Source organism: Stenotrophomonas riyadhensis (genome assembly GCF_040256885.1).
In the GTDB taxonomy this organism is placed as follows: Bacteria; Pseudomonadota; Gammaproteobacteria; order Xanthomonadales; family Xanthomonadaceae; genus Stenotrophomonas; species Stenotrophomonas riyadhensis.
Map to the genome: position 1 here is coordinate 1,399,603 of NZ_CP155568.1, position 22,888 is coordinate 1,422,490.

20 protein-coding genes are annotated in these 22,888 nt (G+C 67.3%); 8 read left to right on the forward strand and 12 right to left on the reverse strand.

What is annotated here, in order from left to right:
- From frr to SriyCCGPB3_RS06585, 11 genes are all read right to left on the reverse strand, one after another.
- Nucleotides 1-555 carry a ribosome recycling factor gene (gene frr / locus SriyCCGPB3_RS06535; protein ID WP_014036506.1) on the reverse strand — a complete coding sequence of 185 codons (555 nt, stop codon included), beginning with the start codon at nt 553-555 and terminating at the stop codon, nt 1-3.
- 96 nt (nt 556-651) lie between these two features.
- Nucleotides 652-1,380: a UMP kinase gene (pyrH, locus tag SriyCCGPB3_RS06540; RefSeq protein ID WP_005415854.1), complete on the reverse strand. Its 729-nt coding sequence runs from the start codon at nt 1,378-1,380 to the stop codon at nt 652-654.
- Nucleotides 1,381-1,501: 121 nt separating this feature from the next.
- Entirely contained in the window at nt 1,502-3,040 is a 1,539-nt protein-coding gene (locus SriyCCGPB3_RS06545) for a GGDEF domain-containing protein (RefSeq protein ID WP_110711709.1), read from the reverse strand.
- A 236-nt stretch (nt 3,041-3,276) separates the two neighbouring features.
- Nucleotides 3,277-4,152, reverse strand: a complete 876-nt coding sequence (tsf, locus tag SriyCCGPB3_RS06550; protein WP_110711710.1) for a translation elongation factor Ts — start codon at nt 4,150-4,152, stop codon at nt 3,277-3,279.
- A 126-nt stretch (nt 4,153-4,278) separates the two neighbouring features.
- Entirely contained in the window at nt 4,279-5,085 is an 807-nt protein-coding gene (gene rpsB / locus SriyCCGPB3_RS06555; protein ID WP_005408748.1) for a 30S ribosomal protein S2, read from the reverse strand.
- 220 nt (nt 5,086-5,305) lie between these two features.
- Nucleotides 5,306-6,004, reverse strand: coding sequence for a fimbrial biogenesis chaperone (locus SriyCCGPB3_RS06560; RefSeq protein ID WP_350259998.1), 699 nt, complete (start codon nt 6,002-6,004; stop codon nt 5,306-5,308).
- A complete protein-coding gene (locus tag SriyCCGPB3_RS06565) occupies nt 6,004-6,222 on the reverse strand; it encodes a hypothetical protein (RefSeq protein WP_071228441.1) in 219 nt (72 codons plus the stop codon). The genes SriyCCGPB3_RS06560 and SriyCCGPB3_RS06565 overlap by 1 nt, the downstream gene beginning before the upstream one ends.
- A 309-nt stretch (nt 6,223-6,531) precedes the next feature.
- The gene (locus SriyCCGPB3_RS06570; protein WP_121503843.1) at nt 6,532-7,569 is read right to left on the reverse strand and encodes a Csu type fimbrial protein; all 1,038 of its coding nucleotides are present in this window, start codon (nt 7,567-7,569) and stop codon (nt 6,532-6,534) included.
- Complete coding sequence (locus SriyCCGPB3_RS06575) at nt 7,566-9,944, reverse strand: fimbria/pilus outer membrane usher protein (RefSeq protein ID WP_350259999.1); 2,379 nt, start codon at nt 9,942-9,944, stop codon at nt 7,566-7,568. Before SriyCCGPB3_RS06575 ends, SriyCCGPB3_RS06570 begins: the two co-directional genes overlap by 4 nt.
- A 7-nt stretch (nt 9,945-9,951) precedes the next feature.
- Nucleotides 9,952-10,701 (reverse strand): fimbrial biogenesis chaperone, encoded by a 750-nt coding sequence (locus tag SriyCCGPB3_RS06580; RefSeq protein ID WP_110711715.1) that lies wholly within the window; start codon nt 10,699-10,701, stop codon nt 9,952-9,954.
- A complete protein-coding gene (locus SriyCCGPB3_RS06585) occupies nt 10,701-11,237 on the reverse strand; it encodes a Csu type fimbrial protein (protein WP_350260000.1) in 537 nt (178 codons plus the stop codon). Before SriyCCGPB3_RS06585 ends, SriyCCGPB3_RS06580 begins: the two co-directional genes overlap by 1 nt.
- 173 nt (nt 11,238-11,410) lie before the next feature.
- Here SriyCCGPB3_RS06585 and map point away from each other — a divergent pair, with 173 nt between their 5' ends.
- From map to dapE, 6 genes are read left to right on the forward strand one after another with little or no spacing between them, the layout of a single operon-like run.
- The gene (map, locus tag SriyCCGPB3_RS06590) at nt 11,411-12,253 is read left to right on the forward strand and encodes a type I methionyl aminopeptidase (RefSeq protein ID WP_080355365.1); all 843 of its coding nucleotides are present in this window, start codon (nt 11,411-11,413) and stop codon (nt 12,251-12,253) included.
- A 2-nt stretch (nt 12,254-12,255) separates the two neighbouring features.
- On the forward strand, nt 12,256-14,883 hold the full coding sequence (locus SriyCCGPB3_RS06595; protein ID WP_197610398.1) for a [protein-PII] uridylyltransferase: 2,628 nt from the start codon (nt 12,256-12,258) through the stop codon (nt 14,881-14,883).
- The gene (dapD, locus tag SriyCCGPB3_RS06600; protein ID WP_153857027.1) at nt 14,883-15,971 is read left to right on the forward strand and encodes a 2,3,4,5-tetrahydropyridine-2,6-dicarboxylate N-succinyltransferase; all 1,089 of its coding nucleotides are present in this window, start codon (nt 14,883-14,885) and stop codon (nt 15,969-15,971) included. Before SriyCCGPB3_RS06595 ends, dapD begins: the two co-directional genes overlap by 1 nt.
- 2 nt (nt 15,972-15,973) lie before the next feature.
- Nucleotides 15,974-16,843, forward strand: coding sequence for a hypothetical protein (locus SriyCCGPB3_RS06605; protein WP_324187385.1), 870 nt, complete (start codon nt 15,974-15,976; stop codon nt 16,841-16,843).
- Between the two features lie 31 nt (nt 16,844-16,874).
- On the forward strand, nt 16,875-17,246 hold the full coding sequence (locus SriyCCGPB3_RS06610; RefSeq protein ID WP_180847611.1) for an arsenate reductase: 372 nt from the start codon (nt 16,875-16,877) through the stop codon (nt 17,244-17,246).
- Nucleotides 17,243-18,379 carry a succinyl-diaminopimelate desuccinylase gene (dapE, locus tag SriyCCGPB3_RS06615; RefSeq protein WP_032127929.1) on the forward strand — a complete coding sequence of 379 codons (1,137 nt, stop codon included), beginning with the start codon at nt 17,243-17,245 and terminating at the stop codon, nt 18,377-18,379. The genes SriyCCGPB3_RS06610 and dapE overlap by 4 nt, the downstream gene beginning before the upstream one ends.
- 66 nt (nt 18,380-18,445) lie before the next feature.
- Here dapE and SriyCCGPB3_RS06620 read toward each other — a convergent pair whose 3' ends face one another.
- On the reverse strand, nt 18,446-19,324 hold the full coding sequence (locus tag SriyCCGPB3_RS06620; protein WP_350260359.1) for a tetratricopeptide repeat protein: 879 nt from the start codon (nt 19,322-19,324) through the stop codon (nt 18,446-18,448).
- A gap of 338 nt (nt 19,325-19,662) precedes the next feature.
- Between SriyCCGPB3_RS06620 and asnB the strand changes: the two genes are divergently transcribed.
- Both asnB and SriyCCGPB3_RS06630 read left to right on the forward strand, forming a co-directional pair.
- A complete protein-coding gene (asnB, locus tag SriyCCGPB3_RS06625; protein ID WP_350260001.1) occupies nt 19,663-21,354 on the forward strand; it encodes an asparagine synthase B in 1,692 nt (563 codons plus the stop codon).
- Between the two features lie 100 nt (nt 21,355-21,454).
- Nucleotides 21,455-22,843: a cation:proton antiporter domain-containing protein gene (locus SriyCCGPB3_RS06630; RefSeq protein ID WP_350260002.1), complete on the forward strand. Its 1,389-nt coding sequence runs from the start codon at nt 21,455-21,457 to the stop codon at nt 22,841-22,843.
- The last annotated feature ends 45 nt before the right edge of the window (nt 22,844-22,888 follow it).

Here is a 22,888-nt window from a genome sequence, read left to right on the forward strand (position 1 = left end):
TCAGACCGACAGCAGTTCTTTTTCCTTGTCGGCGACGACCTTGTCGACGTCCTTGATGTTGGCGTCGGTCAGCTTCTGGATGTCGTCTTCGCCACGCTTCTTCTCGTCTTCGCTGATCGCCTTGTCCTTGACCAGCTTGGCGATTTCCTTGTTCGCGTCCTGACGGATGTTGCGGATCGCGATCTTGGCGCCTTCGCCTTCCTTCTGCACCTGCTTGGCCAGCTCCTTGCGGCGCTCTTCGGTCGGCGGCGGCATGTTGATGCGGATCGCGGTGCCCAGGGTATTCGGGGTGAACTCGGCGTTGTAGAGACCCTTTTCGATCTCCTTGATCATGCTCTTGTCGAACGGCGTGACCAGCAGCGAGTGGGCGTCGGCGTTGGAGATCGACGCGACCTGGTTCAGCGGGGTGCTGGCGTTGCCATAGGCGCTGACCGTGACGCGGTCCAGCAGGGCCGGGGTGGCGCGGCCGGTGCGGATCGAGGTGAGGGTGTGCTTCAGAGCGTCGATGCTCTTGGCCATGCGCGTCTGCGCGTTGTTCTTGATGTCGTTGAGCATCGCCCGGTCCTGGGTGTAACTGGAATCGGGCGATTATAGGCGAATACGGGACGCTGCCGGGCCTGAATCGGCCCGGTTGTCGCCTGGGACTCAGGCTCAGGCCGGGTCGCGGCCCTGGACCAGGGTGCCGATGTTCGCGCCGTTGAGGATCTTCAGCAGCTCGCCCGGCTGGCCCATGTCGAACACGCGCATCGGCAGGTCGCTGTCGCGGGCCAGTGCGAAGGCGGCGGTATCCATCACTTCCAGGCCGCGACGGATCACTTCGTCGTAGCTCAGGCTGTCGAAGCGGACCGCGTCGCTGTGCTTGTTCGGGTCCTTGTCGTACACGCCATCGACCTTGGTGGCCTTCAGCAGCAGGTCGGCGCCGATCTCGATCGCACGCAGCGCGGCACCGGAGTCGGTGGTGAAGAACGGGCTGCCAACGCCAGCGGCGAAAATCACCAGGCGGCCCTTTTCCAGGTGGCGGATGGCGCGGCGGCGGATGTAGTCCTCGCACACGTCGTTGATCTTGATCGCGCTCATCACGCGGGCCTTGGCGCCCAGCTTCTCGAGGGCGTCCTGCATGGCCAGGGCGTTGATGACCGTGGCCAGCATGCCCATCTGGTCGCCGGTGACCCGGTCCATGCCGCCAGCGGCGAGGCCGGCGCCGCGGAAGATGTTGCCGCCGCCGATCACCAGGGCCACTTCGGCGCCGGCCTGCTGGGCTTCGATGACCTCGCGGGCCAGGCGGTTGATGATCTTCGGGTCGATGCCGTAGTCCTCATCTCCCATCAGCGCCTCCCCGGACAGTTTCAGAAGGATGCGGCGATAGGCGAGCTTGGACATAGGGACCTCGGGTGCGTGGAAATCGCGGGGGATTCTACGCGCATGCGGCGTCGGGCCAAAGTGTTTTGTGCACTGCGGCGCGAAATCCTGCCATCCGCCCCGGCCACGCGGGGCGTCCCGTTCAGCCCAGCTCGGCGCCGGCGGTGGCTGAAAGCTCGTCGTGGCCGAGGGCGCCGGGGGAGCGGGCAATCACCCGGTTGCGGCCCAGGTTCTTGGATCGGTACAGCACGTCGTCGGCTGCGCGCAGCAGGTCCTGCACGTCGGCAAAGCGCTCGTAGCCGCCCTGGGTGGCCACGCCGGCGGAGAACGTGACGAACAGCGGTCCGCCCTCCAGCTCGGCCATCGGCGTGGCGACGATGTTGGCCAGCACCCGGCGGATCACGTCCAGGGCCACGCTTTCGCTGGTGTTGGGCAGCAGTGCGACGAATTCCTCGCCGCCGAAGCGGGCCACGGTATCGCTGTTGCGCAGCTGGCCCTGCAGCTTGCCGGCGAAGGCGCGCAGCACCTCGTCGCCGGTCAGGTGGCCGTGGGCATCGTTGATCTTCTTGAAGTCGTCCAGGTCGATGAAGGCCACCGACAGCGGCCAGCCTTGCCGGCCGGCGCGCAGGAACTCCTGCTCCAGGACCGCTTCCAGCTGGCGGCGGTTGAGTACGCCGGTCAGGGCGTCGCGGTGGGCCTGGTCGGCCAGGCGCTTGGCCCGGGCCTCGAATTCGTCGGCGCGCCGGCGTGCCTGGTCTGCATCCTGCAGTTCGCGCAGGTTGCGCAGGGTGGCCAGTTCCTGCGCGTGGTCGATCAGCTCGCGCACCCGCAAGGGCGAGTTCAGGCCGGCCTCGAACAGGCTGGCGATGTCCGGCAGGGCTTCGCTGATGCGGGTGAGTACCTGATCGAAACGAGCGCTGTCCAGTTCCAGGCGGTCGTGGACCTGATGCAGGGCACGCTCGCGCGCGGCGTCGGCGTCGTCGTCCAGCCAGATGTCGGCGACCGCACCGGACAGCTGCACACAGGCCTGGAACGGCGATTCGGCGGCGCCCTCGTCCTCGCTGTGGCTGATGCTTTCCACCAGGTAGCGGGGCAGGCCCCACTGCTCGGCCACCCAGGCGCCGACATCTGCATGGCTGCAGCCCAGTTCCTCGCGCTCGCGGGCCACCAGATCCGTGTTGTCACGGGCTTCGCGCAGCAGTGGCAGGTAGCGCTCCGATTCGGCCTGGGCCAGGCACAGCACGCCCAGGTCCTGCAGCAGGCCGGCCAGCATCAGTTCCTCCAGCCGGCGCAGGCCGCGGGCCTGGCCCAGCTGGCTGGCGGCCAGGGCGCTGAGGATGCTGCGCTTCCACGCACGCTGGCGCAGGTCGTGGTCGGCACCGCCGCCAGCGGTCAGGCCCTGGGTGACGGTGAAGCCGAGGGCGAGGCTGATCGTGGCATTCAGGCCGAGCATGGTCAGCGCCTGGCCGAGGTTCTCGATGCGGCGGCGGCTGGCATACAGCGGCGAATTGGCGATGCGCAGCATGCGAGCGCTCAGCGCCATGTCGATGGCGATGATGTCGGCGGCGGTGGCGATGTCCGCTTCCGGGTCCTGGGCCAGCTCGATGATGCGCAGGGCAATACCGGGTGGCGAAGGCAGGTTGCGGCAGAGCGCCAGGGCAGCTGTCAGCTCGGGAGGCATGTCGGGTCGTTCAATTCCATTAGGACAAGAATACCTAGGAATGCATCACAGTCCGCGATTTTCGTTCCTGCTATGCGATTGTGGATTCCCTGCGCCGAGTATCGGCTTGATTCGCGCGCAACGCAAAGGTGTGGGTGTGGGCACCAACGGTGCGCACCCACGGGCCCACCGGCATAAAAAAAGAGCCGCGGTTTCCCGCGGCTCCTTCTGGTCGCTTCACAGCCGGAAGGCTGCAATCAGACCTGCATCGCCTTGGCAACTTCGGCGGCGTAGTCTTCCACCACCTTCTCGATGCCTTCGCCGACGATCAGTAGCTTGAAGCCTGCCACGTCGGCGCCAGCGGCCTTGACCACCTGCTCGACGGTGGTGTCGCCCAGCACGTAGGTCTGGCCGTACAGGGTCACGTCGCTGACGATCTTGTTGATCTTGCCGCTGATGATCTTTTCCAGGATCTCGGCCGGCTTGGCCTTGTCCTTTTCGGACATCTTGGCCAGCTCGATTTCCTTTTCCTTCTCGACGAAGTCGGCCGGAACGTCCGCAGCCTTGTTGTGCGGCGGCTTCAGGGCAGCCACGTGCATGGCCAGGCCACGGGCCAGCTCGACGTCGCCGCCGATCAGATCGACCAGCACGCCGACCTTGCCGTTGGTGTGGACGTACGCACCGACGTTGCCGGTGGTGTCGACCTTGACCATGCGACGGATCTGGATGTTCTCACCCAGGGTCTGCACGGCGGTGGCGCGGGCTTCTTCAACGGTGCGGCCATCGGCCAGCTTGGCAGCCTTCACGGCTTCGACGTCGGTGGCGCCCGATGCCAGGGCAGCGGCGGCGACGGCGTTGACGAAGGACTTGAAGTTGTCATCGTTGGCGACGAAGTCGGTTTCCGAGTTGACTTCGACCAGCACGGCCTTGCCGCCGTCCTGGGCCAGGCCCAGACGGCCTTCGGCGGCCACGCGGTCAGCCTTCTTGTCGGCCTTGGCAGCGCCGGACTTGCGCATGGCTTCAGCAGCAGCGTTGATGTCGCCGTTGGCTTCGGTGAGAGCCTTCTTGCATTCCATCATGCCGGCGCCAGTGCGCTCGCGCAGTTCCTTGACCAGGGAAGCAGTGATTTCCACGGGATTACCTCACGAAAGAAAGGGGTTGGGCCGGCATGGTGGCCGGCCCGTGTGACACGGTCCTGTCACGCGCCAAAGGCTGCGCGCAGGGAGGGTGGACGCCGGGCGTCCACCCCGGGGCCTGGATCAGGCCTGGGCGTCGTCGCCCTTCTTGGCAGCCTTCTTGGCCGGAGCGCGGCGGGCCGGCTTCTCTTCGCCTTCAGCAGCGGCTTCGGCGAACTCTTCCTCACGCACCGAAGCGGCGTGCGGAGCAGCAGCCTTGCCTTCCAGCACAGCGTCGGCAGCGGCGCGGGCGTACAGCTGCACAGCGCGGATGGCGTCGTCGTTGCCCGGGATGGCGTAATCAACCAGTTCCGGGTTGTAGTTGGTGTCGACCACGGCGATGACCGGGATGCCCAGCTTCTTGGCTTCCTTGATCGCGATGTCTTCGTGGCCGATGTCGATCACGAAGATGGCGTCCGGCAGGCGGTTCATGTCCTTGATGCCGCCCAGCGAGGCTTCCAGCTTGTCGCGCTCGCGACGCAGGCCCAGCACTTCGTGCTTGACCAGCTTCTCGAAGGTGCCGTCGGTTTCACCGGCTTCCAGTTCCTTCAGGCGGGCAACCGACTGCTTGACGGTACGGAAGTTGGTCAGGGTGCCGCCCAGCCAGCGCTGGTTCATGAACGGCATGCCGCAACGCTCGGCTTCTTCCTTGATGGTTTCGCGGGCGCTGCGCTTGGTGCCCAGGAACAGGACGGTGCCGCGCTTCTGGGCAACCGACGAGATGAAGTTCATCGCATCGTTGAACAGCGGGACGGTCTTTTCCAGGTTGATGATGTGGATCTTGCCGCGGGCGCCGAAGATGTACGGAGCCATCTTCGGGTTCCAGTAGCGGGTCTGGTGGCCGAAGTGGACGCCGGCTTCCAGCATCTGACGCATGGTGACCTGGGGCATTGCAATACTCCTGATATGGAACCAGCGATTCCGCCCGCGGGGATAGGTATGCGGGACGCGTGGAAGCGCGATCGGTTCCGGGGTTGGGCTTCCCTGTTGCCTCCGTGGCCGAACTCCTTGCGGAGCACCCCGGCACGGATGGGGGCAGCAGGTGTGGATTCACCGGTGACGTCTGGTGTGGACGGGTTCCCGCGCACGCAGGCGGCAGGAATCCGGTCGATTATAGCCCGCTCGGCGCGCTTGCTGCAATTGCCGGGTCCGGCGCGGTCAGGTCGATCATGCGGCCGTCCGGCAGCCGGGCCTGGAAATGGCCATCGATGTAGCCGTCGGCACGGGCCGGCAGGGCCCAGTGGCGCTCCCGGCCAGCCAGGACATAGCCGGCCAGACCCGGCAGCAGCACGGTACGGCGACCATCATTGGCGACGAAGGTGAGGTCCTGCAGGCGAGCGTGCAGTGTCCCTGTGTTGCTCAGTCGCAGCGAAGGTTGCGACGGTTTGAACTCAGTCCAGGCGCGCAGCCGTGGCTGGGCCAACGGCCCGGGCTTGCCCCGAAACAGGGGCAGCGAGTAGCGCGGCAGGCCGGGGATGCTGGGGGCGAGCACGACCCGGTAGGCCTGTTCGGCGGCCACGGGTGTGGGTTGGCGTGGCAGCAGCCAGATGCGCTGGCGGGTGCCGGGCGGGAGGTCGAGCCGGGCGGGGCTGGCCAGGATCTGGTCGCTGGGCCGCAGCTTTTCCGCATCGACCTGCTGTTCCCAAGCCAGGATCCGAACCTCGCCCTGCCAGCGGCCGGGCCCGGGGTTGTACAGCCACAGCTCGCCGTGCCCCCCTTCGGCGGGCAGCTGCAGGGTGGTGGGCACCAGGTCCAGCGCCGCAGCGGGCAGTGCCAGCAGCAGTGCCAGCAGGCTCAGCAGGATGCGCATCAGTAGATGAGGGTCACGGCAGGCGCCGCGTCGTCGCTGTCGGCCGGCGGCGCGAGGTCGCGGATCTGTTGCGGAAGCTCGGGCGCGTCGCTGCGCCGGTGCGGTGCCGCGCATCGGGTGTTGCCGGCATCACTGCTGCAGCCCTCGACCACAGTCAGCCGGATCTGCAGGGAGGTGCTGCCGGGATCGGCCCACGCGGGCATACTGGCGACCAGCATCGCCCCGATCAGAAGTGCGCGAACCACCTGCCATCCACCGTACTGTAGGACCCGTTGCGCGGTATCGGCCGGATCGGCCGAATCTGTAGGGTCGACTGCCAGTCGACTGGTCCTGCCGCAGGAGTGATGTGCGCAGCGTGGATCTACCGAAACCCATCCCGGTGGATGCCGACGATTCCAAACCCATGCCGGTGGGTGCCGACCATTCCAAACCCATCCCGGTGGATGCCGACCATTCCAATCCATCCCGGTGGATGCCGACCATTCCAATCCATCCCGGTGGATGCCGACCGTTGGTCGGCACACAGGTCAGTAAGTGATCGTCACCTGCACCAGATCGTTGTAGGTACCGGCCGGGGGCTGGCCGGTGACCGGCGGCACCCGGCCATGGATGGTCAGCTGCTGCGCGCTGCCACTTCCGGTGCCGCCAACGGTATCGACGTTGAGGGTATTGCCCCAGCGCAGGCTGCGCGCGGCGTCGCGGTACAGCTCATAGGGGAGGTAGTAGGTGCCGCTGCCAATGGTGGTGGCCATGCGCCGGGTGGTGGAGGCGGCGGGGTTGTTCTGGCCGTTGTTGAGGCTGATCTGGTAGGCGGTGTTCTTCAGGCAGGTCAGCGTGAGCGTGGCGGTCCGGTCGATGTTGGCGGGAATGCTGCCGGTGACGTTGCCGAAGTCCATGTTGGTGGTGACGTAGCTGCCGCATTGCGGCAGCACGTTGGCAGTGGCAGTGAAGCTGAAGGCCGCACTGGCGCTGTTGGTGCCGGTTGCGCCGCCGTTGCAGGCGGCCGGCACGGTGGCGTTGCCGAGCAGGACTTCATTCCAGGCCCAGGTGAGCACCACGTTGGCGCCACTGAAGGTGCTGCTGTAAGCACCCGAAGCGAGGATCTGGTTGGCGGGGATCTGCGCGAACAGCTGCACGGACTGCGCACCGCTGCCGCCGGTCAGCAGCGGCACGTTGTAGCTCATGGTCAGTTCCTGCGCCGGCGGCGTGCCGCGTGGCACCAGGCCGGTGACCTGGCCGTAGCTGGCGTTGTTGTAGAGCTGGAAATTCATGGTGTCGCTGGTGGAAGTGGACATCGTGCGGAAGGTGGAGCTGCTGCCGCCGCCACTGCCTGCGCCGACACCCACGCAGACGCGGACGCCGGTGGTGGCCAGCAGGCTCAGTGCGGCGGTGGTGCAGGTCACCGTGATGTTCAGCGTCGCCGCCGTAGGGCCGGGAGCGTTGCTGTTGATGTTGCCGAACGGCAGGGTCGGGTTCGCGGTTGCCGTGCAGACCGCTGTCGCCTGGGCCGGTAGTGCCGCGAGCAGGCCGGCGAACAGCAGCATGCCGAGCAGCAGCACTCTCATGGCGCCACCTCCGGGATGCACGGCAGCGGTGCCGGCTTCGGCCGGGCGCCGGACGCCACTACCTTGGGCTGCTCGGGTACCTTCACCCGGCACTGGCCGCGGCTGGTGGTGATGTACAGCACGCTGCCGGCAGCGACGTCTTCCAGATACAGCAGGCCGTCATAGCCCACCGTGGCCTGGCGGCCATCGGGCAGCTGCACCTCGCTGCCAACCTCCAGCGGCTGTCCGTCCATTGCCAGCAGGGTCAGGCTGAGCGAGGGCCGCGAGCGCAGCTGGAACGTCACATGCGCACCTGCGCGCTGTCGTGGTGTCACCCAGTCCTCGATGCGGTCGGCACGCATGTCCTCGGGCAGGTCGAGGGTGTCGATCGAGACCCGGTTGCGCTGCCAGGACAGCAACGGACTGACCAGCAGCAGGCCGCGATCATCGGTGACGCCGATCAGGCGGTTCTCCAGCCGCACCGGCACGCCACCGACACCATTGGTGCTGATCACCGCGAACGCATCGGAGACCTCGCGGGTGGCGAAGGCATGCCCGCCCATCCAGACCAGGCTGCCACTGGCGCTGCCGTAGGCATAGTTGAGCCCGCCCTGGCGCGAGGCGCCGAACGAGTAACGGCCGACGTCATTGAGGATACCGACTTCGGCCAGCCCGCCATTGCCGTCCTCGCCGTGGCGCACCTGCGCGCGCCAGCCGATGCCGCCTGCGCTGCCGTCACCGGGCACCGGCTGGGTCACGTCGGCCACCCAGCTCTGGCTGTCGCCGTTGCGCTGGCTGGACAGGCTGGCCTGGCGGTTGTTGCCCAGGCTGGCGGTCACCGACAGGTAGATGCTGCGGTCGTCGCTGTGGTCCAGGTTCTGGTTCACCGACAGGTAGGCCGACCAGCGCTGGCTCCAGGTGCGCGACCAGAACAGGCTGGCATAGCGGTTGTCCTCGCCATCCGGGTAGCGCAGGCGCAGGTAGCTGGCGCTGAGCGTGCCCAGCCGAAGCAGATCCGCGCCGACCGTGGCCTGTTCGCTGATGCTGGGTGGCAGGTTGCCCTGCAATGCCCCGAGGTCACGGTAGTCGCCGTGGCTGCGCACGCTGCGCAGGTTGACGTTGAGGCGGCGGTTGTTCCAGCTGTAACCCAGCGCCCACTGGCCACCCAGCAGGCCCTGGTAGCTGCTGTGCGCATAGGCGGCGTTGAACACGCCGGCGCCACCCAGCAGCCACCAGCCGCCGATGCCGGCCTGGGCCAGGCCACCACCGCCTTCGGCATGAGCCTCGCCGGTGAACGTGTCACTGATGCCACCGCGCCAGCTGGCACTGGCCACGGTGCGGTCGTCGTAGGCGAAGGAGCGTTGGCCGAAGTCCTCACGCAGGTGGCCGATGCCGGCGGACCAGTCCGACAGGCCCTTGGCCAGCAGCTGCTGGGTGCCATAGAAGCTGAAATCCAGGGTCTGCATGCGGCCGAACGCATCGGTCACCACCACCTGTGCGCTGCCGGTGCCGCTGATGCCCGGCTGTGCCGCCAACTGGAACGGGCCGACCGGGACCTGGCCGCTGTACTGGCGCAGACCATCGACGTACAGCTCGACCGTGGACGGCACCACCGCCTGGCCGAGGAAACTGGGCGTGGGGGTCAGTACACGATAGGGCTGCAGGCCGTAGTTACGACCGATCTGCAGGCCACCCAGGCGTACCGGCCGGGTCCAGTCGACGAAGCCGCTGTAGAAATCGCCGACCTCCAGCGTCATCGCCTGGTCGGGGAAATCCAGGCTCCAGCGCGTATCCAGGCGCACGCTTTCACCGCGCCAGCGACGATCACCGGGCTGCTGGTAGCGACGGCTGATCGCGGTGTTCTCGAAGGTGCCGTTGCCGATGCCGAACAGGCGCAGCTCCGAGCTCAGGCTGAGGTTGCCGAGCGTGTCCACCCGGCTGCCGTAGATGTCGTAGTTGAGCAGCACGCCGGGTGAGGCGCTGCCGGCAGGTGCACGCGTCTGTGGGCGGCTGAGTACGGTGGTCGGCAGGGTCAGCTGGTCCAGCGGCACGTCCAGCGCCAGGGTCTGCATGTGCGCGTCATAGCGCACCACCGCGCCGCTGATCTGGTCCAGGTAGACCGGTGCATCGCCGCTGGCATTGAAGCCGAGCTGGCGCAGGACGTCGGGGCTGGCCTGCAGGCGGCCACGGTTTTCGACGAACGGCAGCAGGCCGCGCGGCGTGCTGTTGAGCGATACGTCCAGATACAGCGTCTGGCTGGCGGTCAGCGGGGTGGGGGGCGGCAGGATCGCATCGGCGGAGATTCCTGATACGTCGGCGGCTCCCGTGGCCGCGGCACCGGACACATCGGCGGCTTCGGTCGCCGCAGGAGCCAGGGCAGCCAGCAGCGCGCCCATCAACGCCTCAGCGAGCCGGTGGTGGCGATAGCGGGGTCTGTTCCGACTCGCCATTGAGCTTGGCCGTGATCTGGTCGTTGTCGCGGTCGATCGCCATGCGCTCGATCGGCCAGCGCATCACCTGGCCGGGCAGCACATAGCCCAGCAGGCCGGGGTGCACGATGCGCGGGCGCTTGGCGCTACCGAGTGCGAGGTCGGCAATCTGTGCATAGCTGTTGCCCGAATTGGCCACCTCGACGCCGTTGCGGCCATCGCCCAGCGTCACCAGGCGCGCCTGCAGCTGCGGGGCGAGCTTGCCGGACGCGGGCTGCACGAATACCGGGATCGAGTAGCGCAGGACGAACTGCATGCCCTCGGCACGGGTGGCCAGGTCCGGCACCTCGTCCACGATCAGGCGGTAGTACTGCTGTGCCGCCGGGGGCTCCCGGGTCGGGCGCATCACCCGCACCAGCTGCTGCTGGCCCGCCGCCAGCTCCTGCATCGGCGGGGAGGCCATCAGTTCATCGGTGGGCAGCAGTTGCTCCTGGCCACCCTGCTGCACCCAGCGGAAGACGCGTACCTGCAGCTTCACCGGTGAGGTGCCGCTGTTGGTCAGCCACAGCTCGCCGGCACGCTGGCGGGCTTCCAGCTGCAGGCTGGTGGGGGCGACCTGCAGGCTGGTGGCGCCTGCCGTAGAGGTCGCCAGCAGGCACAGGGCGAGCAGCGCCACGCCGGTGGCGCGCCACGGGCGGGGTCCGGCCATGCGGGCGTGCTCCATCAATAGGTGATCGTGGCGGTGACCGTATCCAGGTAGTTACCGGTGGCCGGGTTGTTGGTGCTCAGGTTGAGGATCTGGCCGTAGACGATGTAAGGCACGGCCAGGCCGGTGCCGATGCCGGCCTGCGTGTTGGTGCCGGAGGTGGAACCCCAGACCAGGGTGTGCGCGGCATCCTGGTACAGCTGGTAGCCCACGAAGTTGTTGGCGGTCACCGCGGCGTTGGTGTTCTTCATCCGGCGGGTGGTGACGTCATTGGCAGTGCCTGCATTGGCACCCGCATTCAGTGAAATCGTGTACGGGGTCAGGGCCGAGCACTGGGCGGTCACCGTGCCCTGGCCCAGGGTGGGGGTCGCGGTGGTCGAGGCCGCCGTGCCGAAGTCAACGTTGGTGGCGGCAGCAGCCGTGATCGTGCAGGCCTTGGTCACCACCAGGGTGACGTTGAAGGTGGTGGTGTCGGCGGCCTGGGCCAGCGCTGGGCCAGCCATCAGCAGGGCCAACAGGCGCCACGCACGCAGGGAACGAAGCGCGGATCGCATGGACAACCTCCCTGACCCGAAGGTCCGTTGAACAAGGCGAAGGCGGCACGTTCGGCACCGCTTCGGCGACGGTGACCCCAGCTTAGGAGGCGTAAGTGTCTGTATTCCGTGATAAACAGGGAGGCGAAAGGGGGGCGGCGATCACGCTTTCACTTTCCTTGCCGGAACCGTGCATGGCCCGGATCGCCAGTTGGGTGGCGTTCGTTCAGATTGTGGCCGGATCGGCGATAATGGGGGCCATGAGCGTGAATCTGAAAACCCCGCAGGAAATCGAGATGATGCGAATCGCCGGCCGCATGGCCAGCGAAGTGCTCGACATCGTCACCCCCCACGTCAAGCCCGGTGTCACCACCGAGGAACTGGACCGCATCTGCCACGACCACATCGTGAACGTGCAGGGCGCCGTTCCGGCCAACGTCGGCTACCGCGGCTTCCCGAAGACTGTGTGCACCTCGGTCAACAACGTCATCTGCCATGGCATCCCCAGCGAAGGGAAGGTGCTCAAGGATGGCGACATCATCAACATCGACGTCACCGTCATCAAGGATGGCTGGCACGGCGACACCAGCCGCATGTACTTCGTCGGCACCCCGTCGGTGATGGCCCGCCGCCTGGTGGAAACCACCTACGAAGCCATGTGGCGCGGCATCCGCGCGGTGCGTCCGGGCGCGACCCTGGGCGACATCGGCCATGCCATCCAGAGCTATGCCGAAGGCGAGCGTTTCAGCGTGGTGCGCGAGTACTGCGGCCACGGCATCGGCAAGGTCTACCATGATGAACCGCAGGTGGTGCATTACGGCCGCCCGGGCCAGGGCCTGGTGCTGCAGCCGGGCATGACCTTCACCATCGAGCCGATGATCAACGAGGGCACCCGTTACAACAAGGTGCTGCCGGATGGCTGGACCGTGGTGACCAAGGACCGCAAGTTGTCGGCACAGTGGGAGCACATGATCGCGGTCACCGAAACCGGCGTTGACGTGCTGACGCTGTCGCCGGGCGAGTCACAGGTCTCCTGACGATGCTGCCGGCGGGTTCGCTGCTGGACACGCCGGCCGCGTCGCTCAACGACCCGGACTGGGCTGCTGCCGCGCGACAGGCGCTGCAGCAGGCCGACGCGCGGCTGTACCGCCGCTTCGACCAGGGCGACAACATCGAGCGCCTGCTGGCGCTGCGCGCGCGTGCCGCCGACCATCTGATCCGCCTGGCCTGGCAGCGTTGCCTGCCGGCCGACAGTGGCCTTTCACTGTTCGCGGTGGGTGGGTACGGACGCGGTGAACTGTTCCCGCGTTCGGACATCGACCTGCTGGTGTTCGGTGATCCTGCCGTGCAGCTTGCCCACGAGGCGGAACTGGCGCGTTTGTTCGCGCTGCTGTGGGATTGCGGGCTTGCAGTGAGCCATGCCGTGCGTTCGGCGGCGCAGTGCCGCGAGGCGGCGGCTGACCAGACCGTGCTGACCGCGCTGATCGAGGCGCGCCCGATCCTGGCCGATGATGCGGCACGCCGCGCGCTGCGCGAGGCCATCGACGACCGCGAGCTGTGGCCGGCACGTGCGTTCTTCCTGGCCAAGCTGGAGGAACTGCGCAACCGCCACCAGCGTTTCGGCGATACCGCCGACAACCTGGAGCCGGACCTGAAGGATGGCCCGGGCGGCCTGCGCGATCTCAATACGCTGGGCTGGATGGCGCTGCGCGCGTTCGGCGTGCGCGACCTGGAGGCGCTGGTCGGGCTCGGCCACCTGGGCGCCGACGAAGCGGCGGCGCTGAAGCGCGAACGTGCGGTGCTGGCGCGGCTGCGCTTCGGCCTGCACCTGGTGGCGCGGCGCCCGGAAGAGCGGCTGCGTTTCGATTACCAGAAGACCCTGGCCGCGCGCCTGGGCTTCGAAGACGATGCCGAGAACCTCGGCGTCGAGAAGATGATGCAGGGGTTCTACCGCGCCGCCCTGGTGGTGCGCCGGATCAGCGACCGCCTGCTGCAGCGCTTCGAGGAACAGTTCGATGGCGAGGCGCAGCCGGAGCCGCTGACCGTGGGTTTCTCCCTGCGCCGTGGTTACCTGGCGGCCAATGATGCGGATTGGCCGCGCGGCGACATCGGCCAGGTGTTCGCGCTGTTCGCCAGCTGGGCCAACAATCCGCAGGTGCGCGGCCTGCATTCGTTGACTGCGCGCGCGCTGGCCGAATCATTGCCGTTGCTGCCCGCCTATGACCAGGCCGACAGCGATGCGCGCGAGAATTTTCTGGCCCTTCTACGTGGCCAACGCCCGGTCGACACACTCTCGCGCATGGCGCGGCTGGGCGTGCTCGGGCAGTGGATTCCTGCCTTCGCCCAGGTCAGCGGGCGCATGCAGTTCGACCTGTTCCATGTCTACACCGTCGACCAGCACACGCTGATGGTCCTGCGCAACATCGGCCAGTTCGCCAGCAGCCGTGCCGACGAGCGCTTTTCGATCGCGCATGAAGTGTGGCCGCGCCTGCGCAAGCCGGAGCTGCTGCTGCTGGCCGGCCTGTTCCATGACATTGCCAAGGGCCGTGGCGGCGACCACTCGGAGCTGGGCGCGGTGGACGCGCGCGCGTTCTGCCAGGCGCATGCGCTGAGCACGTCCGATACCGAACTGGTGGCGTGGCTGGTCGAACAGCACCTGCGCATGTCGGTGACCGCGCAGAAGCAGGACATCGCCGACCCGGTGGTGATCCATCGCTTCGCCACCCTGGTGGGCAGCCGCGACCGCCTCGACTATCTGTACCTGCTGACCTGCGCTGATATCGCCGGCACCAGTCCGAAGCTGTGGAACGCGTGGAAGGACCGCCTGCTGGCCGATCTGTATTTCGCCACCCGGCGCGCGCTGCGCGAAGGGCTCGAGCATCCGGTACCCGCGGCCGAGCGCGTGGCCGAGGCGCGCGACAGCGTGCGCGCACTGGTGCGCGAACAGGGGTACGACGATGCCACCATCGACCGCCAGTTCGCAGTGATGCCCGACGAAGGCTTCATTCGCCTGCGTCCCGAGCAGCTGGCCTGGCAGACCGCCGCGCTGGTACCGGTGAAGCAGGGCCACACACTGGTGAAGGTGCGCCGGATCAGCGTCGACGACCCGGCGCTGGAGGTGTTCGTGCACTCCCCGGACCGTGATGGCCTGTTCGCAGCGATCGCCATGACCCTGGACCGCAAGGGCTATGGCATCCATCGCGCACGCGTGCTGGACGGCCCTGCCGACACCATCTTCGATACCTTCGAAGTGAACCCGGCCGACAGCTTTGCCGATGGCAGCAGCGCCAACCTTGAGGCGGCGCTGCGCGAAGCGCTCAGTGGCGACCTGACCCGCCTGCGGCCGTCGCGCCGGGTGGTGCCACGGCAGCTGCGCCATTTCCGTTTCGCCCCCCGCATCGAGTTCCGCGATGAACCCGGCGCGACCCGTTTTGCCCTGGTCGCTCCTGACCGCCCCGGCCTGCTGGCCGACGTGGCGTTCGTGCTGCGCAACCAGGGCCTGCGCGTGCATGATGCGCGCATTGCCACGTTCGGCGAACGCGCCGAAGACACCTTCGTGATCAGTGACGAACACGACCTCCCCCTGACTGAACCTGCCCGGCAGCAGTTGCATGACGCGATGCTGGCCTGCCTGGACCCTGATCGAAACGCCGGAGACCCCGCCTGATGGCCACCAAGCCTGTTAAGAAGACTGCTGCCACCGCCAAGAGCGCAGCGGCCAAGAAAGCTCCACAACAGCCGAAGGCTGGTCAAACTGCCGCCGTGCCGGCCGCGAAGAAGGCTGCCGCGCCGAAGAAAGCCGCAGCGGTAAAGGCCCCGGCGAAGAAGGTGGCGGCACCCAGGAAGGCCCCGGCCAAGAGTGCCGAAGCCGCACGCGCCGAAACCATCGCCCGCAAGTCGCTGCGCAAGCCGGCCGCGCCGGGCGTGGAAGAACTGAAGTTCGGCATCGAGAGCGCCTTCGAGCGCCGCGCCACGCTGACCCTGCACGAACTGGAAGGTTCGACCAAGCCGCTGGTCAACCGGGTGATCGATGGCCTGGAAAGCGGCGAATTCCGCGTCGCCGAGCCGGACGGCCACGGTGGCTGGAAGGTCAACGAGTGGCTGAAGAAGGCGGTGCTGCTGTACTTCCGCGTCAACGACATGGCCGTGGTCGATGCGCGCCCGGCACCGTTCTGGGACAAGGTCGAATCGCGCTTCGCCGGCTATGACGAAGCGAAGTTCCGCCGTGGCGGCGTGCGCGTGGTGCCGGGCGCGATCGCCCGCCGCGGCACCTACTTCGGCAAGGACGTGGTGCTGATGCCGAGCTTCACCAACATCGGCGCCTACGTTGGCGAAGGCACCATGGTCGATACCTGGGCCACCGTCGGCTCCTGCGCGCAGATCGGCCAGCACTGCCACCTGTCCGGCGGCGCCGGCATCGGCGGCGTGCTGGAGCCGCTGCAGGCCAGCCCGACCATCATCGAGGACCACTGCTTCATCGGTGCGCGCTCGGAAGTGGTGGAAGGCGTGGTGGTCGGCCACCACAGCGTGATCGGCATGGGCGTGTTCCTCAGCCAGAGCACCCGCATCTACAACCGCGCCACCGGCGAGATCAGCTACGGCTACATCCCGCCGTACAGCGTGGTGGTGTCCGGTTCGCTGCCGAGCAAGGACGGTACCCACTCGCTGTACTGCGCGGTGATCGTCAAGCAGGTCGATGCCAAGACCCGCAGCAAGACCAGCGTCAACGACCTGCTGCGCGGCCTGGCCGACTGAAGGTGGCTGCGCCGGAGGACCTGGCGCAGTCCGCGATCTACCGGCATCCGTCCGACACCCTGTTCGGGCGGATGCTGCCGCGCCTGCTGCACGCCCCGCGCTGGACCCGGCTGCGCCGCGTACTGTCGCGGCGCTGGCCGATGCCGGCGCTGGTCAGTGACGTGCGCGACGTTGTCTACGTGAGCTGGTGGGTCGACGTGCGCCACGCGCCGATGCCACCACCAGGCCATCACTATGTGGTCCATGCCGGACGCACGCCTTACACCATCCTCAGCTACCGTCACGGCCACTTCGGGCCCGCGCTGGCTGGGCCGCTGCGTTCCCTGATGCCGTCTCCGAGGCAGAGCAACTGGCGCTGGTACCTGCATCGTGACGACGATCCGGACGGGACACCGGTGGTGCTGTTCGACCGCAACGTGATGGATCAGCTGCCCTTCGTGGCCGGCGCGCGTGCCTTCAGCGATGCCATGCAGCCGCATATGTCCACCCGCTTCGAACATGTGGTGCGCACCGATGGCGGAGGGCACACCCTGATCGAAGGCGGGCAGGGCAGTGCGCCGAGGTTGCACCTGCAGTGGCAGGCCGCTGCAGGCTGGGAGGATGCGGCGGCGTGGTCGGCGGCCTTCGACGGCCACCAGGCCCTGCTGCGTTTCCTCACCTGCCAGGACGAGGCCATCGCCCGTACCTGCGACGGCCGCTGGGCCTGCACCCGCATCGCGCTGCCGGTGGAGGTCGACAGCCTGCAGCCCCTGCGCCTGATCGGTGAGCAGCAGTGTCCGCGGCTGCAGGCGATGGACTTGGCGCTGCAGGAAGGGCTGGCCTTCCGGCTGCCACGGGTGCCGTTCCGGGTCGTGTCCGAGCGCCTGTTGTGAGATTCTGGCCCTCTGTTTTCCAGCATCACAGATGGCCATGAGCACCACTGTCTACGGTTTGAAGAACTGCGATACCTGCAAGAAGGCGACCAAGTGGCTGGACCGCTTCGGCGTGCCTTACACCTTCGTCGACTACCGCGACAACAAACCCAGCCCGGAAATGCTGCTGGCATGGGCGGCGCAGCTGGGTGGCCTGGCCGCGATGGTGAACAAGTCGTCCACCACCTGGCGGCAGTTGCCGGACAACCGCAAGGCTGCCGATTCCGAGGCCGAATGGAAGCTGTTGCTGCGCGAGTATCCGCAGCTGATCAAGCGCCCGCTGGTGGTCACCGCCGACGGCGCGGTCAGCCAGGGTTTCAGTGACAACGGCTTCAAGGCACGCTTCGGCGTGGGCGACGCATGAGTGCTGTCCTCGACTTGACCTGTGAGCTGATCGCACGGCCTTCGGTGACACCGGACGATGCCGGCTGCCAGGCACTGCTGGCGGCACGCCTGAAGCAGGCCGGATTCCATTGCGATCACTTGCGCCTGGGTGACGTCGACAATCTGTGGGCGACCCACGGCCAGGGCGCGCCGGTACTGGTGTTGCTGGGCCACACCGACGTGGTGCCGCCCGGCCCGCGCGAGGCCTGGGCCAGCGATCCGTTCACGCCGCAGATCCGTGAGGGCGTGCTCTACGGCCGCGGCGCCGCCGACATGAAGGGCAGTGTCGCCGCGTTCGTGGTCGCCGCCGAGCAGTTTGTCGCTGCACATCCCGATCACCCGGGCACGCTGGCGGTGCTGCTGACCAGCGACGAGGAAGGCGATGCCATCGACGGCGTGCGCCATGTCGCACGCCTGTTCGCCGCACGCGGCCAGCGCATCGACTGGTGCATTACCGGTGAGCCGTCGTCGACGGCCACGCTGGGTGATCTGCTGCGGGTCGGCCGTCGTGGCAGCCTGTCGGCCAGGCTGCGGGTGCAGGGCGTACAGGGCCACGTGGCGTATCCGGATAAGGCACGCAACCCGATCCACCAGGCCGCTCCGGCCTTGGCCGAACTGAGTGCGCGACGCTGGGACGACGGCTACGAGAGCTTCCCGCCGACCAGTCTGCAGATTTCCAACATCCACGCCGGCACCGGTGCCAACAACGTGATTCCCGGCGAACTCGAAGTGGATTTCAACATCCGCTACAACCCGCACTGGGACGCACCGAAGCTGGAGGCGGAGATCACCGCAGTGCTGGAGCAGCATGGCCTGCAGTACACGCTGAAGTGGCACCGCAGCGGTGAGCCTTTCTACACCCCGGAAGGCACGCTGCGCGCCACCGCGCGTGCGGTGCTGGCCGAGCACATCGGCCGTGCGCCGGAGGAAAGCACAGGCGGTGGCACGTCCGATGCACGCTTCATCGCGCCGCTGGGCGCACAGTGCATCGAAGTGGGGCCGGTCAACGCCAGCATCCACCAGGTGGACGAGAACGTGTGCGTGGACGATCTGGAAGCATTGCCGGGTCTGTACCAGCGCCTGGTGGAACGGCTGCTGGTGGGAACCCGATGACGGAATGAATTCCGCGAGGGTGGGTGCCGACCGTTGGTCGGCACGCCTCCCGCCGGGGCCGCTTCTCTACTCTGAAAAAATGAAGAACGGCGGCTCGACCGCTTTCTTCCAGTAACTCGGCGCGGCCATGTAGAAGTGTTGCGCCTCGGCCCTGGCGAACCAGTGCGCCGCCGCGTCGGTGTCTTTCTCCACACCCGGCGCACTGCGGCCCAGCAGCAGACCGGCGAAGTACTGGCCGAACACATTGCCCTTCTCACCGGCGCGCTGGTACAGCTGCAGCGCACGTGCCGGATCGCGCGGCAGTCCCATGCCCTTTTCCAGCAGCGCGCCCAGGTCGACCTGCGCTTCGGCGTCGCCGCGCTCGGCACGACGCTGGATCTGCGCCACCCGCGGATGCACGGTGTCACCCTGTGCCGCCACCGCCTCCGGCAGTCGCGACGATGAACTCGGGTAGCGCTTGTAGATCATTCCGCGCAGGTCCCAGCGCAGCGCCTGCTGCGCGTCGCCTCGCTGGCGATAGGCCTTGGCGAGCCCGTAGAACGCATAGAGATTGCCGTGGTTGGCCGCCGCCAGATACGCACGTTCACCGCGTTGCCAGGAGGCGCGCAGCACCGGAGCCGGATTGATGTGGGGGCTGTCGGCATGCTGCAGCGTGCCGGAGGTCCAGATCCGGCCCAGTGCTTCTTCCGCTTTGCTGTTGCGGAAGGTCCAGGGCGTGATCGCGGCAGCACGCTCGTAGTAGGCGACGGCGCGCGGATCGTTGAAACGTTCGAAGGTCTGCGCGGTGTCCCAGGCACCGTCGAAGCTGCCGTCGGTGCCGCGTTGCTCCAGTGCCTGCTGCTGCGCCAGCGGCAGCGTGGAAGGCGGAGGCAGGGTCTGGCAGGCCGCCAGGCCCAGGCAGAGCAGGGCGGCCAGCGCTCCGGTGCGTCCATTGCGGTGTTGCATTTCCATTACACGTTCCAGGGCGGGCCATTATGCGCTTCGGGAGTGGTTGCCAACGCAACGGTTGCGCCGTGCTGGAAACCGCGGTAGGGTCGATGCCATGTCGATCCGCCTGGCCACCGCCGTCAATAACAACAACCGCAATAATCTGCGCGCGAATAATCGTGCGCGGCCGATGCGGGACTGCGCCCTGGGTAGATAGACAGCAACACACGCCCGGACACCAGAAAACCCGCATCAGCCGATGCGGGTTTTTTTGTGCCCGGGCGCAGCCCCACCCGGGCCTGGATGGCCGGTCGAACACCTTCCCACCCGTGAAATCCCCCAACAGGAGCTCCCCCATGTGTTCGATCTTCGGAATCTTCGGCCTGCAGGCCGGTGACGATCTTCCTTCCCTGCGCCGCCACGCGCTGGAACTGTCGCAGCGCCAGCGCCACCGTGGCCCGGACTGGAGCGGCGTGTACCTCGACGAAGGTGCGCTGCTGGTCCACGAGCGGCTGGCCATCGTCGATCCGGCCGGTGGTTCGCAGCCGCTGCTGTCGGCCGATGGCCAGCTGGCGCTGGCGGTGAACGGCGAGATCTACAACCACCAGGCATTGAAGGCGGCGCTGACCACCACCTACGACTTCCAGACCGGCTCGGACTGCGAGGTGATCAACGCACTGTACCGCCAGGGCGGATCGCCGGCGCAGTGGCTGGAGCAGCTCAACGGCATCTTCGCCTTCGCGCTGTGGGACCGTGACAGCGGGCGCGTGCTGGTGGCGCGTGACCCGGTCGGCGTGGTGCCGCTGTACTGGGGCCATGATGCCCAGGGACGCCTGCGCGTGGCGTCGGAAATGAAGGCGCTGGTCGACACCTGTGCCGACGTCGCGCAGTTCCCGCCGGGTCACTACTTCGACAGCGCCAGCGGTGAGCTGGTGCGTTATTACCAGCAGCCGTGGCGCGACTACGCCGACGTTCAGGGCCGCCAGGCCGACCTGGCCGAACTGCGCCAGGCCTTCGAGCACGCGGTGGAGCGACAGCTGATGAGTGACGTGCCGTATGGCGTGCTGCTGTCCGGTGGCCTGGATTCGTCACTGGTGGCGGCCGTTGCCGCGCGCTATGCGCGTCGGCGCATCGAGGATGGCGGGCAGACCGAAGCCTGGTGGCCGCGCCTGCATTCGTTCGCGATCGGCTTGAAGGGTTCGCCGGATCTTGCTGCTGCGGCGATCGCTGCCGAGGCTCTTGGCACCGTGCATCACGGCTTCGAATACACCTTCGAGGAAGGCCTCGACGCGCTGCCGGAAGTGATCCGCCACATCGAAACCTATGACGTCACCACCATCCGCGCCTCGACGCCGATGTTCCTGCTGGCACGGCGGATCAAGGCGATGGGCGTGAAAATGGTGCTCTCCGGCGAGGGCAGCGACGAGATCTTCGGTGGCTACCTGTACTTCCACAAGGCACCGGATGCGCGTGAATTCCACGATGAGCTGGTGCGCAAGCTCGACGCCCTGCACAACTACGATTGCCTGCGCGCCAACAAGTCGATGATGGCCTGGGGCGTGGAGCCGCGCGTGCCGTTCCTCGACCGTGAGTTCCTCGATGTGGCGATGCGCTTCGATGCCGCGCACAAGATGGTCGGTGCCGGCTTTGGTGGCCGCCGCATCGAGAAGGCGGTGCTGCGCGAGGCGTTCGACGGCTACCTGCCGGACAGCATCCTGTGGCGGCAGAAGGAACAGTTCAGCGATGGCGTCGGCTACGGCTGGATCGATGGGCTGAAGGCGCATGCCGAAGCACAGGTGAGCGACCGGGTACTGGCGGCGGCCGACAAGCGCTTCCCGCACAACCCGCCGCAGACCAAGGAGGCATACTACTACCGCCACCTGTTCGAGCAGTTCTTCCCCAGCCGTGCGGCCGCCGAAACCGTCCCGGGTGGCAAGTCGATCGCCTGTTCGTCGCCGGCCGCCATTGCCTGGGATGCCAGCTTCGCTGCAGCAGCAGATCCGTCGGGTCGCGCGATCGCCGGGGTGCACGCGCAGGCACTGGCCTAAGCGCCAAAAAGGGGACGGAGGGGATTAAGTCGTTTGTGGCACAAACGACTTAATCCCCTCCGTCCCCTTTTCCGTATCATCGCCCCCTGCACATTGGGGAATGTTCATGGACGTACAGACCGGGGGCCGGGCGCCGCCGATCAAGTGGGGATGGCGCTACCTGGCCTGGGCCGGGGTGCCGTTGCTGGCCGGCGTGCTGCTGGCGCGATATGCCGGGCCTGCGGCGCCTGCGGCGGTTGCCCGTGCCACCGCCGCCGCTGAAGGCGGCTGGGCTCAGCACCTGACGTCTCCGCTGGGCCTGTTCCTTCTGCAGCTGCTGGTGCTGCTGCTGGTGGCCAAGGGCGCAGGTGCGCTGCTCAAGCGCTTGGGACAACCGGCGGTGATCGGCGAGATGGCCGCTGGCCTGATGATGGGGCCGCTGGTGCTCGGCAGCCTGCTGCCGCAGCTGCATGGTGCGTTGTTCCCGGCCAGCTCGCTGGGGCCGCTGGGCATGCTCAGCCAGCTGGGCGTGCTGATGTTCCTGCTGGTGGCCGGTGCCGAGCTGGACCTGGCGGCGCTGCGTGGCCGCCGGCGCTTCGCCTTCACGGTCAGCCATGCCGGCATCGCGGTGCCGTTCGTGCTTGGCGTGGCGCTGGCGATCTGGCTGTATCCGCAGCACGGTCCGCAGGGTGTGGGCTTTACTGCATTCGCATTGTTCGTCGGCATCTCCATGAGCATCACCGCGTTCCCCGTGTTGCTGCGCATCCTTGCCGATCGTGGGATCACACAGACGCCATTGGGCCAGACCGCGATCGCCTGCGCGGCATTGGGCGATGCCACCGCCTGGTGCCTGCTGGCCTTGATCGTCGCCGCCGCCCAGGCCAGCGGCTGGTTGCCGGCCAGCCTCAACCTGCTGTGCGTGGTCGTGTTCGTGGCGCTGATGCTGGGGCTGGTGAAGCCGTGGTTTGCCCGCCAGCAGATCGCGCCGGGCCGTGAGGGACGTTGGTTGCTGGGTATCCTGCTGCTGTCACTGGCCAGTGCGCTGATCACCGAGATGCTGGGCATCCACGCGTTGTTCGGTGCATTCGCTGCAGGCGTCGCGGTATCGTCCAACGCGCAGCTGCGCGACCTGCTGATGGCCCGCGTCGAACCGTTCGCGGTGACCCTGCTGCTGCCACTGTTCTTCGCCATGACCGGCCTGCGCATGCGCGCCGATGCGCTGCAGGCCAGCGATGTCGTGTTGTGCGTGGTGGTGATCGCGGTGGCCACGACGGGCAAGCTGCTGGGTACCTTCAGTGCCGCGCGCAGTGCGGGCATGCCCACGCGCGAAGCGTGGCGGTTGGGGGCGCTGATGAACACCCGTGGCCTGATGGAGCTGATCGTGCTCAACCTGGGTTACGAGCTGGGCCTGCTCGGCGACCGCCTGTTCGCGGTGCTGGTGATCATGGCGCTGGTGACCACGGCGATGACCGGGCCGCTGCTGAACCTGATCGAGCGGCGCAGGGGCTGAGTGCTGGACGGCATCCACGCAGGAGTGGAGGTGGGGTCAGATCCC